This window comes from Paenibacillus sp. FSL M8-0212 (genome assembly GCF_038004645.1).
Classification (GTDB): Bacteria; Bacillota; Bacilli; order Paenibacillales; family Paenibacillaceae; genus Paenibacillus.
This window is the reverse complement of sequence record NZ_JBBORP010000001.1, coordinates 1,504,075-1,518,358: the sequence shown is the minus strand read 5'-3', so window position 1 is coordinate 1,518,358 and position 14,284 is coordinate 1,504,075. Positions and strand designations below refer to the sequence as shown.

Genomic DNA, 14,284 nt, shown 5'->3' with positions numbered 1-14,284 from the left:
GGTGCCGTATGACAGCGGAACAGATTGTCAGAACCTTTTTTGAAGAAGTCCGATCAGGTCGGAATCCTGATTATGCAAGCATCGTGATGGCAGAACAAGTACTGGCCCATCAAGTGATATCTGAAGAAGAGGTCACGGTCACCCGAACACCTTCCAATTATGCGGATCATGTGCGAGAGATGATTGAAGCATACGGGGAATTTTCACTCGAAATTCTGGAGTTGCTGACGCAAGGTGATAAAGTTTATGTGCGCTGGAGACAAACGGGTACCCATATTGGAGAAGTGGACGGATACAGCCCAACGAACCTCCCGGTGATTGAAATTGCCAGTGCGGTATACCGAGTAGAAAACGAACAAATTGCAGAGTATTGGATACAGATCGACAGGTTGGGCATCGAAAAACAATTGGAACGTAATCGGAGCTGAGTTTCTCAGCTCTTTTTTAGTTTTCAATTCCTTGTAAGCGTTCCCGTGTTATAATGAACAAAGTTGTATACAAGTTACCTAAAACGTTTTCTGTCTTTTGACTCCATTATCTGAAAGTGAGGTTCAGTGATGATTAAAGCAACGGAAGATAATCAATATGTTGAACTAACAAGCCCGACAAGTTTACCGAAGGCATCCGGATTCCTTTGGAATGAAAAGATGATGATTCATGTGAATTGCCGGGGATACGCTGTGGCCCAATTCATGCAGCCCGAACCTGCTAAATACTCATATGCGCCCAACCTGGAAGCCAAGACGTTTATGCAGCCGGAGCAGCCATATTATGCCCATCATCCGGGACGGTTTGTCTATATTAAAGATGAAGTAAGTGGCGAAATCTTCTCCGCCCCGTATGAACCGGTTCGCAAGCAGGCGGAAAGTTATACGTTCGCTGTCGGTAAACACGATATTCATTGGAAGGTGGTTCAGGACGACATTTGCATCGAGATGTCCCTGCGTTTACCGAAGGAAGATGTTATGGAGCTGTGGCGTGTGAAGGTAACCAATCTGTCTTCGAGAAAACGCAAGCTTAGTATCTACCCGTATTTTACAGTCGGCTATATGTCATGGATGAACCAATCCGGTTCATATGTGGAAGATTTGCAGGGCATTGTCTGCTCGGCGGTTACGCCATATCAGAAATATCAGGATTATAGCAAAATCAAAAATTACAGCGACAAAACCTATCTGCTTGCAGATCACCAACCGACCGCCTGGGAAGTGAATCATGAGAGCTTTGAAGGCGAAGGCGGACTACATAATCCTTCCGCCCTTCAATCGGATACGCTCGCAGGTGGAGATGCACGGTACGAGACACCTGTAGCTGTATTGCAATATAGAGTCGAACTGGAAGCAGGAGCGGAGCAGGCGTATCGATTTATCTTTGGCCCGGCTCATGATGAGACAGAGATTGAGGGCATTCGTCAGCATTATTTTGTGAAGCAGAATAAGGAAGGACAGGATGGTTTCACCGCAGCCGAGCAGGAGTATGCTGAGTATATTGCGGAAGGGCAAGGAAACATCCAGATCGAGACACCGGACAGCTGGCTAGATAATGTCGTGAATCACTGGCTACCTCGTCAGATGTACTATCATGGCAAAACCAATCGTCTGACAACCGATCCGCAGACGCGGAATTATTTGCAGGACAACATGGGCATGAGTTACATTCAGCCACAGATTGCGCGGGCTGCGTTCTTGACTGCTTTGTCTCAACAGCATATAAGCGGCGCGATGCCAGACGGAATTATTTTGCACCCGGACGCAGAATTGAAATATATTAACCAGGTTCCTCATACCGATCACTGCATCTGGCTTCCTGTCTGTATGAAGACCTATTTGGATGAAACGAATGACTATAGCATTTTGGAGGAACAGGTTGCTTTTACAGACAGTGAACAAAAGGTTTCTGTACTGGAGCATATGAATCTTGCGATGCGCTGGTTGATCCATGAGCGTGATGCGCGTGGGTTGAACTATATCAATCAGGGTGACTGGTGTGATCCGATGAACATGGTGGGGTACAAAGGCAAAGGCGTATCCGGCTGGTTAACCATTGCGTCGGCATATGCGTTCAATGTGTGGGCAGATATTGGTGAACAGGCAGGGCATGGCGAGGTTGCAGCGGAATTCCGTCAGGAAGCCACTCAGACCAATGCGGTAGCCAATGAGTATCTGTGGGATGGGGACTGGTATGCCCGCGGAATTACGGATGATAACGTAGTGTTTGGTGTAAGCAAAGACGTGGAAGGGCGCATCTATATCAATCCTCAGAGCTGGGCACTTATGAGCGGTGCTGCGGATCAGGATAAACAGGAGAAGTTAATTCGTGCCGTAGAGGAGCAATTGGAGACGCCATATGGTGTCGAGAAGCTCGCGCCGTCTTTCACAGCGATGCGGGAAGATGTAGGTCGTGTCACGCAAAAACATCCGGGAAGTGCGGAGAATGGTGCAGTGTACAATCACGCGGTGGCGTTCTATATTTATGCGTTGTACCTGGTGGGCGAGAAGGAGAAAGCGTATCGTCTGCTGCGTAAAATGATTCCTGGCCCTGATGGAGAGGATATTCTCCAGCGGGGTCAGCTACCCGTATTTATCCCGAATTATTATCGCGGAGCTTATCGGCAATTCCCACGTACAGCTGGGCGCTCCAGTCATCTGTTCAACACCGGCACAGTACCTTGGGTGTATCGCTGCCTGATCGACGGGTTGTTTGGACTACAAGGTCATGCACAAGGACTTCAAGTGCGGCCGCTGTTACCAGAAGATTGGAACGAGGCATCAGTTACGCGGTTGTTCCGCGGGGCTGAGCTGAATGTAAACATGAAGAAGGATGCAACTGTCCAGCAGATTGAAGTGTACGTTGACGGTGAACGGATCGAAGGCGACATCATCAAGAACATCCAAGCTGGCGTGAATTATGAGGTGCTGGTTAAGCTGCCATTGTAGTAAAGAGTATGTATTACTACTAAACGTTGTGAAGAGTTTTGTACAATCCAGAAACCGAATTAAAAACTGCTTTTCCTTCATAGGAGGAGGGCAGTTTTTAATTTCAGCTTGATCAGGACTCATTCCATTCTTTGACTCTGTACCAATAGCTATAAATCTCCGAATAACCAAGCTTCGCGTAGAGCTTTAATGCAGGTGCATTATTTGCAACCACTTGCAGGTAACTGGATGTAGCACCTTGTTTTTTTGCCCAATGCAATAGATGCAAGATCATCTGTTCCGCAAGCCCCCGATTCCGGAAGTTAGCGTCTGTTATGATGTCATACAACCCGATATAGCCACGCTCGATTACACCGAACCCACAAGCGACGACTTGCCCATCGATCAACAGCGAGATGAAACCTACCTGTGTGCGGATGTTATGTAACATTAATTCCGTCGTTTCCCGTTGCAGATCATTCACCTTGTTCAATCGGCAAAAGTGATCCAGCCAAGCTGTGGTCAACTGTTCGTCGATCTGTACAACTTGGTGCACAGGCTCTTTGATCTCTTCCAGACTCCGAGTTTGGATACGGGTCAGATCAACAACGCCATACCCTTTGTCTTGCAAAAGCTGGTCAAGATGATCCGGCTGAATAAACGGCGTGATTTTGAATATGGTACTTAACTGATTGGAAGCATAGATACGCTCACATTCCTCAATCTTTTCATGCACATCCAGAGTTGAATAGTGTATGGGTTGAATGGAATTGGCACGTTTGGTATATCCTTTGGCAAAACGGAGTACCCAACCGTCATATAGTAAGGTGGACAAGGGCTGCCAGTGGTTAAGCGATAGTTCTTCAATGGTTTTGAGTTCTGTATCTATTGTATAAGTCATATCCAACCTCCGATTTTGTAATTAAATAATAATACATAATAATGTATAAAAATACAACAAACATATATATCGCCGAACAGTATGCATTATAGCCGGAGATGGTATACAATTTGATTTGGTTGAATAACTTCAGAAGCGGAGAGCATTATGTTAACTATAGAATTAAATAATCACAGTATTAACTGTCATATCCAATACGGCAAACGCAAGAAAGTGTCTATCACGATGGACTTGCCTTACATGGTAACGATCAAAGCACCGAATGGTACCAGTGAAGACATGATCCGGCAACTTGTAGAGCAGCACGGGGATGTAATTTTGAAGAAATCCGCTCTGATGCAGCGGGCACTCGACGGTCCTCAAGCCAAGGAATACGAAGATGAGGGCAAAGGGAAGTTTTTGCTTTTTGGCAAGGAACACGCACTGCATGAATTAATTCCTGTAGAGGGTTTGACAGAAGAAGAGTTACGAGCGAATCTGAAGAAGTTTTATTTTGCCGAGTGTAAACGCATGATTGGAGAGCGCATTGGACGTTATCAGCAGGAGTTGAAGGTGAAGCCGAAGTCGGTTGAGATCGTAGATTCTCCCACCAAGTGGGGCAGTTGTAGCTGGGACAAAAAACTTACGTTCAATTATCGCCTGGCGATGGCGCCACTGGAAGTGATCGATTATGTCATCATTCATGAACTTTGCCATATTCACCACATGAATCATGACCGCTCTTTCTGGCGGCGGATCGGCAGCATCATGCCGGATTACAAAACAAAAGAAGATTACCTGATGCGCAATGGTCGAGCCATGACGTTGTAAATATAATTTTCAACACTTTATTGTATTTGTTATCAGATTTCATGTTTCTCTAGTATAATGGATAGTAAGTCCTATACATTTTAGTTAAAGAGTAGATTAAGAGGTGAGAATTTGATAGTTAAAAATAATATACTTGGCTTAAATATTACCAATAGATTAAAAAATACTAATAAATCAATCTCCGAATCAACAAGTAAATTATCTTCTGGTTTACGAATTAACAAGGCAGCAGATGACGCAGCAGGATTGAGTATTTCTGAGAAGATGAGGGCTCAGATTCGTGGTATGAATCAGGCGGAAAGAAATATACAAGATGGGATATCATTAATTCAAACTGCTGAGTCAGGACTAGGTAATATACAGGATCCATTATTAATTAGATTAAGAGAGCTTGCTGTGCAAGCAGCAAATGGTAGCTTAACAGATTCGGATCGTTTGATTATACAGGAAGAAGTTCGACAGATTAAAGAGGGCATTAATGATATTGCCAATAATACATATTTTAACGGGATTAATTTGTTGAATAATGGATCAAATGAAGTTGTTAATCAGGATGGAGAAATTAAACCAGGCTCAGTAAGTTTCATTACGTATGTAGGAGAAAATATATCCACTCTCGGCCGATCCACCTTGATTGGTAATAGTGGAAATATTCAGAATGCTATTGGAGTTGAAATCTTATCCGGAATTAATGATCAGTTAACGATAAAATTTGACGATACGGCATACACCATTAATATCAGTGCAGGTGTGTATCGTGGATCCTCTACTGCACTATATGATGATATTAACTCAAAGCTAAGGGCTATCGGGGCTCCAGTAGAACTCTCGAATGCTTACAGTCATTGGGATGATACACATATGAGAACGCTATTGACCAGCACAATTTCAGGTAATCACAAGATAGAAGTAGAAGGAACAGCGTTTAATGAAATATTTACGGAAGAGCGTACACGCAGCATTCGATATGAAGTGTTGGGTAGGGAAGCCGACTTTTCTATAGGTTATTCGGTTAAAAGTGGTGTGAATGATACTCTTCATTTTAAGGATTTGGGCGTTGACAAGACAATAGTTCTTGCAGAAGGAACGTATAGCAGAGATGAACTTCTTGACCAGTTAAATAACCAGTTTGATAACGTGGGAGCGGATATTTTGGCTAGTTTTTCACCTGCTTTTGGTGTTAATGTAAGTGATGGACCGGGTAACAAACACTACATTCTAAGTTTGACACACAAATCAAGTGGTTCTCCGAACGCAATTCAACTGGTTTCAGGTAACGCACTTAATCCTCTTTTTATGCGTCCAGTGATTCCAGGTGATGTTTGGAATCCCAAAACGAAGAGTTTTCTAACGACAAATCTTGATCTAACTAATGGTATTGTTATTAATGCAGATAGTAACCGATGGGAAATTGGTCTTGAACGTTCAATAAATAAAACATTTATTCTAGATGAAGGTAGTTATTCTTCATCAGAATTTATAGATTATCTGAACAGTGAATTTCAAAAAAAAAGTGCGGGAATTATTGCTGTTGATGATAATGGTATGCTGAAATTTGAAAGAGAAATGAACGGTAGTAGTTATCAGATAACTGATTTTAAAATAACTGATATTAGTGGTAATGAAAATGGTTCAAGTTCTGACCCAACATTTTTAAGTTTGCAAGTTGGTGCTAATCAAGGAGCAAATTACAAAGTTCAGTTGGCAGATGTCAGAACGAAATCGATTGGAGTAGAGAGTATTAACCTTTCTTTACAGCATGAAGCCAACAGAGCACTAATCCAGATTGATAAAGCTATTGAAGATGTGTCTTCACACAGAGCTAGGTTTGGCGCTTACCATAATGCCCTTGGACATGTATTGAATAATGTTATGAACGCTTCTTCTAACTTATCTGCTGCAGAATCTAAAATAAGAGACGCAGATATTGCGAAAGAAATGATGAAAAATACGAAAGAAACTGTTCTTTTACAAGCGACACAAGCTATGCTAGCTCAAGCCAATCAAAAATCATCAGATATATTGCAACTGTTGAGATGAAAAATCAAATGGTCGAGCCGTGACGCTATAATGCCAGACACAAGCTTGTACTTAAAAAGATACATTTCTCCATTATTATTCGTAAAATCCGCGAAGGTCCCCCTGTTTGCAGTGAGTGGCTTCGCGGACTTTTGTTGTGTCTGGATATTAGGAATAAGATAATTGAACGCCGTATTGTGTGAAAAAATGAGTAACTGCATCCATGTCCATTCGGTCATCGAACAGATGCTCAGGATAATAGATGCCTGGAGCCATAGGCTTGTCCGTTGGCATCAACAGTATCTTCTCGGCTTGCACCGCAGCGCCGAGTGCAGTCATATGAGTTTGACCGAGTGGGTCAGAGACTGTCATCGTTCGTTTAACGTCATTTCCTTTTGCATCCAGCCCTTTCAATTGAATGACCAGATGATGTGCACTCCCGGTTCCCGGATTATAGAGCAATTTCCGCCGGAATGGCTGGAAACGTTCACCACTGATCATCTTCCATACTCCGGTTTTGACCAATCCGGCGAGTGCATAGGTAGATACTTTACTATCGAATGAAATACGGAAACTGGCGGAATCGATATGGCTGGTATGAGGCAAAGTGACGTGATCGGGTGTGTCCAGTCTGTAACATGGGGTTGTATACCCGTTCGGAAAATGTACTTTAATCGGATCTGTCATGGGATAGACGAGTCGATTTGTATTAGATTCGGTCACCTGAAAAGGAATGCTCATCCGATCCATGAAGGCCGCTGAATCAGGTCCGGCCTTGTCTCGCAGCGACCATAGGGCATGAATGTTTAATTCGACATGTTGCAGCGAGTTAGAAAGTATCATGGCAAATAAAGAAGCTGTTCCTGCCATCCATCCAGAGGATAGCACTACAGGGGCATGAAGTTCCTCCTGTTCTACTGAACGGATCGCTTGATTGAACACCTCAGTCCAGCGTGTTACATCGATAAGTGGAATTTTTCTCCGCACTGCCGATACCAGTAGCCGATCATCCAGATCGTTCACTGCATTAATGATTAACGATATATTCTCTCCTGCGTGAATCAGTGGATCGTCTGCATTGGTATCAACAACAACCGTTTGGACACGATTGGATGGAAAAGGTGCTTCTTTACCCGCAGAACGGCCTCCCAGTACCAATTCCAGATCAGGATGCCTGTCATGCAAAATGCGGGCAAGCTGTGCACCTACAGCACCATAACCTCCAGCGATAAGAACTCTTTTTCTATTCATTCGATAAACCTCCGTTGATGTGTTTATGTACTTATATGTTTAAACTATTAAACATAAAAGAGTGAAGAAAAGGAATGCAGTACACCAGCGCGGTATGCGCTAGCTCTGACATTCCACTTCCACGAGATGAACGAGCTGTTTGATTAATTCGATCGCATCGTTGAACTCCAGCTTGTAATACATCTCCGTACCTTTTTTCTGAACCGATAACAGCCCGGATTGACGCAATATTTTCAAGTGATGAGAGACCGTAGGGCGTGACATGGGGACATGCTCTGCAATCTGTGATACGTTCATGCTCTCTTGATCAATGAGCAGCGATATGATTCGCTGGCGAACGGGATCTCCCAAACCTTGAAGATAAGGACTTAGATTCTCGAAAATATCAATAACTTTTTGGTTACCCATCGACTCGTTCATGGCTCACTCCGTTATAATGTTTAATTGTTTAAACGTATTATAAGGCTTAGTTCACTTGAAAATCAAATTTAACATTCCAAGTTGCAGGAAAATAGCTGTTCCGCTTGTCCATTTGAAGTACAATATAAGCAAATATGCCCATACCACGAATCCATTGATGTATCCGTGGTGGAAGGAGTCCAAGATGGCTGAGAGTAACCATTATTCGGTGCTGGTAGATGAATATATCTCGGAGTTTGCACCTGATGTACAGGTGAGATTACAGGCTTTAAGACAGATTATTCGCGAGTCGGCTCCGAACGCCGAAGAGAAGATCAGTTACAAGATGCCTACGTATGCACAGCATGGGAATCTGGTTCATTTTGCCGCTTACCAGCATCATATTGGGTTTTACCCTGCTCCCAGGGCAATTCAAGCTTTCCAGGAGGAACTCTCCAAGTATAAAGGGGGAAAGGGGTCTGTCCAGTTTCCGCTGGATCAGCCATTGCCCGAGGATCTCATTCGCCGGATTGTGGAGTATCGCGTGAAAGAAAATGTGGAGATCGCGTTGGAAAAGAAACGCAAAAAAGGAGCACCGAAGTAATTAAAGCTCCTATCACAAAAAGCTCGTATCATAAACTATAAAAAATAGTCGGATGCCTATGCATTCCGACTGTTTTTGTTTTTAGATTCTAGGTTTTACTCTGGTCGTACTTCATTCTAATTTAGTTTATTCCTATGCTCTTGCTTCGCTTCTATTCAAAGTAATACGTAACGTCTGAATTACTTGCTGTAGGAATCAGATACATAAAGCTTGGGTCCACTTGCAAGTAGATGGTCAGGTCTGACACGCCCAGATTAGGAACAGTTAGACTGAACCGACCGTTAGCGTCCAGCTTCACCGTTTCAGTGCGAATATGTTTTTCGTCAGGTGAAGGACCGTGGATCTGGAATGAGAATGTTTTGCCTGCATAAGCCGTGAGTGTTCCTCGTACTTTCAGCGTACGATCCGCTGTATATTCGAACTGCATTAGATGGTTATCCAGGTAATCCTCGTTCCCCGTATCCGGGTCCTGGGGCTCTGTTCCAGGGTCTTGTGGTTCTGTCCCAGGATTCTGTGGATCGGTTACAGGCTCTTGTGAAGGATTGCTAACCGAGAAGAAACGTGTCTGATATGAAATTTCTGCTTTGGACCCGTCTTTCTTTTTCAAACCGGTTATGCGAACGTTGAACGTGTCGCCTGCCTTCAAGGATTTCAAATTATCTGGGCGGAAAATAACAGCATAGTTATACCCATAACCATCGGAATTTACATTGAAATAGGCCTTTGCAGGATCACTGCTAACCGGGGTTTTTGCTCCCAGTACCCAAGTTTTCTGATCCGATGAACGCACGATCTCCACCTGTACCTCCGAATTGGAAGGCTTCGCGAAGACGTCCGGATTCAGCTGTGCAGACCAAGCTTGTGACACATTGAATGCCTCAATCGGGAATGCCCCTTTGTTAGGATACAAGTTGTAATTGTAATTGAGTTTTCCTGAACGGCTTGTATCCATCACTTGCATGGTGCTGAAGTGGCTCGCATAGTTTTTGTTGTCCCGGGATGCAATCCCGAAACCAACTTTCTTCAGTTGCGGACTCAAAATCCAGCGACGATGGCCGAGTGCAGCAATGTTACTGGCATCCGAATCATCCATATAAGCTTCTACGCTTTTGACTGCAAGGTTTCCTTGAGCACCATAGGAAGCGTACAGGTTGGAGCTTGAAGCCGATTTGGCTCCCAGATCAAAAAAGTCTTTTGGCATATCTGCAGGACGAGCCGGGAAGTGAGTCAATTCTCCGGTAGAAACAACGACTGCTCCATGTTGGGCTTGACGATTGAGAGCAGCATCGAGAACGAGATCTCCATCCAAACCGGAGAGATAACGATAGAAGTTGGCTGCACCTAGGGCCTGCTCTAATGTGGAATCACTTACTACACCAGCGACATAAGGTGCCTTGGTCGAGGGATTCTGAGTGAATGTAGCAGTTTGGTCCTTGCCACTCATCCATTGCGTCCATTTCTGACTGATTTCTTGCTCACTTCGCTCAGGCAGCAGACTGTCGACAGGGGCAGCAGCGATCTGCTGGGTCCCCAGCAGCATGAATAAGAGGCCTGCCAGAGGAAGAGAGAGTAACGAGCGGATGTACCTTTTTTGAATAAACATGTTCTAATCTCCTTCTAGTAAAAAAATATTATTATGTATTCGATGTATATTATCGACATTAAAGGTATAATTCGTTAGTTTAATGAATGCAATTGTTTATTCGAATTCAGCGATTTTTCAGCCAGAGCCATTATAATACTCACGGAATCCTGTAATGGAAAAGGAGTTTTGGCATGTCTAAGATGCTGCATAAGTCGTTTTATCTCATTTTGCTCGTGTTTGTTGCGGTGTTTATTGCTTCGTCCTTATTGGTGAGGGCACAGTACAACTACGCCTTGTATGGGGACAATCCCATTTTGGGCATGCAGCAGTGGAGTGTTTTTCTCCCGGTCATTCTTTTGCTTCTTGGTTCAGGTGTCGGGTTATATGCTCTGTGTCTGAAAATGAACAAATACAGCCCGAAGGTTGTTATTCCGATTGTGTTGTTATGTTCTCTGGTCATTCAGATCATCATCATTTTTGTATTTCCGAGAGTGCCTACCGATGATTCGCAGACCGTTCTTTCACTGGCCATGAACATGCTGTATGACCAAGACTACTCCTCGTTTGAAACGGGTGGTTATCTGCACATGTTCCCGTTTAACTACTCGATCGTGTTGTACTTGAAGACGTTGCTGTACCTGTTTCCGGATAACTATCTGGTCATCAAACTATTTAATATTTTGTTTTCAACGTTAACAACGTTCATGATTTATCTTATCTACAAACAAGTGAATGACAGATCCACGGAACGTGATTACGGTGTGTTGATCTTTGCAGCAACGTACCTGCCTTCCTTGTTCCTTAACAACCTGATCTATAACGATGTGATTGCTACAGCATTTCTGACATCTTGTTTATACTTTGTTATTCGTTTTGTACGTGAAAAGTCTTGGAAAACAATCGTCATTGCCGCCGTTTTTCTTGCGATGGCTAATTACTTCCGAAGCATCGGCGTGATCGTGCTAATTGCTGCCATCATAACTATCCTGCTGAATATGCGGAGCATCGGAATGAAGAAAGTCATCATTTCCATCGGTGTGTTGGGTATGTTGTTTAATGTCCCAACCTGGACTCAGAACGCGGTTCTTCAATCCTCTGGAGCTGTGAGCGAACCTGTTGGAGAGAACTCTGCACCGGTCTATATGTGGCTGAATATGGGGATTAATCTGGAGCGTTTTGGCTTCTGGGACAATATGGAGAGTTATCAGATCTATCAGAGGCAGGCCAACTACAATAAGGCTGAGAGCGCAGATTTATTCAAACAAGAGATTGGCAAGAAGCTGTATGAAGCAAGTGCGAGTGACTTGGTGCAGATGTATTACAAAAAGATCATATGGACCTGGACCGAAGGGACATACCAGATGGATCGATACGGAATCGGCAATGAAAGTTCCATGGGTGCCGGAAGAGGAAGGGGAGGCGGAATCGCAGGCTCCTATAGTTACACGAATGTGATAACAGAACTGTTGCAGGGGGATTCGGCTTATCGGACGGGGTTACTCTGGATCGTATATGTGATGAATTTCTTGATGTACTGTTTTATTTTCATCCGGTTGGTCGGTGGAATTCGTCGTAAACGGTATGACGAAGTTTCATTGATCCTGGTTATTCTCGGATTCATCGGGTTTTATATTCTGTGGGAGATTAAGTCCAGATACATCTATCCTGTATATCCGCTGTTGGTTGTTCTGTCCTATATGGGGTTCAAAGATACGTATGACTTCATATTCCATCGTAAAGGTACCTTGGAGAAATATTCCCTGAGAAAAAGGTGATCATATGCGAAAAAATAAATATTTCACATCGGTTACGTCACTCCTGCTGATGGGATGTTTGGTTATGCTGACGGCCTGCGATGTTATAACCGCCCAGAATATTACCAACACCGGTTCTGTGCAAGGCATGAATGGATTCGGCATGCCGAATGGTGGTGGCCTGGGCATGAATGGAGGGACACCGAGAGGTGGAAGGGGCGGCACGGGTATGAATGACCGTACAGGCAGTCCGGACATGACGCAGGGGATGATGAATGCCGACATGATAGGTAGAGTCATTTCTGTGAATGGAAACACAGTCACGTTAGCGTTACTTGAGGTGCAGGACACCTCATCCCCAGGCATGGAATGGAAGGATACCGGAATGGAGATGAAATTAAATATAAGTGATGATGTTGCTATCACGGAAGGCATGGGGACGCCGCGCTCGGGCAGTTCCAGCTCACGTGCGAACTCGTCCATTCAAGTGTCTGATCTTCAAAAAGAAAACATCGTGATGGTGTGGTATAAGGACAACACCGAGACGGTGGAACGGGTGATGGTTGTCCAGTAAAAAATGATGGGATTATCGTCATTTTGTAATTGCTTACATTTGGCTTATCGGCTATTATGGAAACAACTGGTTTTTTGAAGGGAGTGAGCGTCATGAAACGACGGTCTAAGATGGTATGTTCTATCACTACAATGAAGGTAAGCATAAATTGAATAATTCCGGCAGACCATTCAGATACGGTGTGGGACACATCCAGTTTCCCATTCCGATCTGAGATCTGCCGATATATAGGGATATAACTGCTCTCATTTTTTCTGGCGTATGCGAGATTTATTTGCTTGTGCAAATTTCTCATACACTCAGAATTTTTAAAAGCCGCAGGCATAGCCTGCGGCTTTTTGCGCGCCCAAATAGGCACTCGATGGCTGTAAGCAATACAAATGAGATGATCAAAAAGGAGAAATGCCCATGTTAAAATTAAAATATTTATTTCAACATAATGATCTTGCCGAGATGATTTTAAAGAATTGGAGTTATGATCCTGAATCGCTGGACATGTTTCAGTATTATCGTATATCCTCCAATGCCGTGTATCCGTTCAGAGATCAGGGAGAAGTGAGATTGCTTCGATTTGCCCCGGTAGAGGAAAAAAATCGAGTCAACCTCAGCGCTGAACTGGAGTTCCTCCGTTATCTTCGAACGAAACAGTATGGAGCCATGGAGCCTGTACCTGCCCATTCAGGGGCAGAACTCGTAGAGGCTCACACCCCATGGGGAGTGTACTATGCTTCCGTATTCAAGCGAGTACCTGGATCGCAGTTAGGAAGTATTGATTTGAGTGATTCCATCCTGTACAGCTATGGTCAGGCATTGGGTGAGCTGCATCATCTATCGCGCGCATTCATGCCTGAGCAGAAGGAGAAACGCTGGACCTATAAGGATGTTTTGAATTGGATGCAGGAGATCTTGAAGGGTTTTCCTGGTGAAACGGCTGCTCTGAACGAGGTGGAGTTTCTCCGAACATATTTTGCGACTTGGCCGATGACCCAGCAAAATTTCGGACTCATCCACTACGATTTTGAATTGGATAATGTCTTCTATGACGAAGATAGCCAGTCTTGTTATGCCATTGATTTTGATGACTCGATGTATCACTGGTACGCGATGGACGTGGAACAGAGTCTGGATAGTTTACGTGAGGAGATCGAGCCTGAACAATGGGAGCAGAAGAAACAATTGTTCCTGAAAGGTTACTGGTCCGAGGCAGGAGAACGTTATGATCTGGAGAGTATGTTCCCCGCTTGTCGCCGTTTTGCCAACTTGTATGGCTATGTGCGTATGCTTCGATCTGTTGCAGAGCAGTGGTCACATGAGCCGGAGTGGATGAGCGGACTAAGAGCTAGGTTAGCGAGGATAATGACAGAAAAGGCAGAGCAATTCGGTCATCCGATTTAAAGTCTACACTTAAAAAGTTATATCCACCAATAATTGAACACTGAACATTAAACGTATGTCATGTCTCATATCAAAAT

The 14,284-nt window shown here is 44.0% G+C and carries 12 protein-coding genes; 8 read left to right on the top strand and 4 right to left on the bottom strand.

Annotated features, from left to right (window positions below; genetic code table 11):
* Positions 1-8 precede the first annotated feature (8 nt).
* Together MKX68_RS06805 and MKX68_RS06800 are read left to right on the top strand one after the other, a co-directional pair.
* Positions 9-428 (top strand): ester cyclase, encoded by a 420-nt coding sequence (locus tag MKX68_RS06805; protein WP_340910282.1) that lies wholly within the window; start codon positions 9-11, stop codon positions 426-428.
* 129 nt (positions 429-557) lie between these two features.
* Entirely contained in the window at positions 558-2,936 is a 2,379-nt protein-coding gene (locus tag MKX68_RS06800; RefSeq protein WP_340910279.1) for a GH36-type glycosyl hydrolase domain-containing protein, read from the top strand.
* Positions 2,937-3,048: 112 nt separating this feature from the next.
* On the opposite strand, the gene MKX68_RS06795 is transcribed toward MKX68_RS06800, so the two are convergent.
* Positions 3,049-3,816 (bottom strand): GNAT family N-acetyltransferase, encoded by a 768-nt coding sequence (locus MKX68_RS06795; protein WP_340910277.1) that lies wholly within the window; start codon positions 3,814-3,816, stop codon positions 3,049-3,051.
* Positions 3,817-3,963: 147 nt separating this feature from the next.
* Between MKX68_RS06795 and MKX68_RS06790 the strand changes: the two genes are divergently transcribed.
* Positions 3,964-4,626: a M48 family metallopeptidase gene (locus tag MKX68_RS06790; RefSeq protein WP_105602145.1), complete on the top strand. Its 663-nt coding sequence runs from the start codon at positions 3,964-3,966 to the stop codon at positions 4,624-4,626.
* Positions 4,627-4,737: 111 nt separating this feature from the next.
* Complete coding sequence (locus tag MKX68_RS06785) at positions 4,738-6,666, top strand: flagellin (protein ID WP_340910267.1); 1,929 nt, start codon at positions 4,738-4,740, stop codon at positions 6,664-6,666.
* Between the two features lie 147 nt (positions 6,667-6,813).
* Here MKX68_RS06785 and MKX68_RS06780 read toward each other — a convergent pair whose 3' ends face one another.
* A complete protein-coding gene (locus tag MKX68_RS06780) occupies positions 6,814-7,896 on the bottom strand; it encodes a saccharopine dehydrogenase (RefSeq protein WP_340910265.1) in 1,083 nt (360 codons plus the stop codon).
* A 99-nt stretch (positions 7,897-7,995) separates the two neighbouring features.
* Positions 7,996-8,316, bottom strand: coding sequence for an ArsR/SmtB family transcription factor (locus MKX68_RS06775; protein ID WP_036605985.1), 321 nt, complete (start codon positions 8,314-8,316; stop codon positions 7,996-7,998).
* A gap of 184 nt (positions 8,317-8,500) precedes the next feature.
* Here MKX68_RS06775 and MKX68_RS06770 point away from each other — a divergent pair, with 184 nt between their 5' ends.
* Positions 8,501-8,899, top strand: coding sequence for an iron chaperone (locus tag MKX68_RS06770; protein ID WP_340915320.1), 399 nt, complete (start codon positions 8,501-8,503; stop codon positions 8,897-8,899).
* Positions 8,900-9,050: 151 nt separating this feature from the next.
* Here MKX68_RS06770 and MKX68_RS06765 read toward each other — a convergent pair whose 3' ends face one another.
* The gene (locus MKX68_RS06765) at positions 9,051-10,502 is read right to left on the bottom strand and encodes a CAP domain-containing protein (protein ID WP_340910261.1); all 1,452 of its coding nucleotides are present in this window, start codon (positions 10,500-10,502) and stop codon (positions 9,051-9,053) included.
* 173 nt (positions 10,503-10,675) lie between these two features.
* Between MKX68_RS06765 and MKX68_RS06760 the strand changes: the two genes are divergently transcribed.
* The 3 genes from MKX68_RS06760 to MKX68_RS06750 all read left to right on the top strand — a co-directional run bounded on the left by MKX68_RS06760 (position 10,676) and on the right by MKX68_RS06750 (position 14,207).
* Positions 10,676-12,259, top strand: a complete 1,584-nt coding sequence (locus tag MKX68_RS06760) for an ArnT family glycosyltransferase (RefSeq protein ID WP_340910258.1) — start codon at positions 10,676-10,678, stop codon at positions 12,257-12,259.
* A gap of 4 nt (positions 12,260-12,263) precedes the next feature.
* Positions 12,264-12,812, top strand: coding sequence for a hypothetical protein (locus tag MKX68_RS06755; protein ID WP_339786198.1), 549 nt, complete (start codon positions 12,264-12,266; stop codon positions 12,810-12,812).
* A gap of 408 nt (positions 12,813-13,220) precedes the next feature.
* The gene (locus tag MKX68_RS06750) at positions 13,221-14,207 is read left to right on the top strand and encodes a phosphotransferase enzyme family protein (protein ID WP_340910254.1); all 987 of its coding nucleotides are present in this window, start codon (positions 13,221-13,223) and stop codon (positions 14,205-14,207) included.
* The last annotated feature ends 77 nt before the right edge of the window (positions 14,208-14,284 follow it).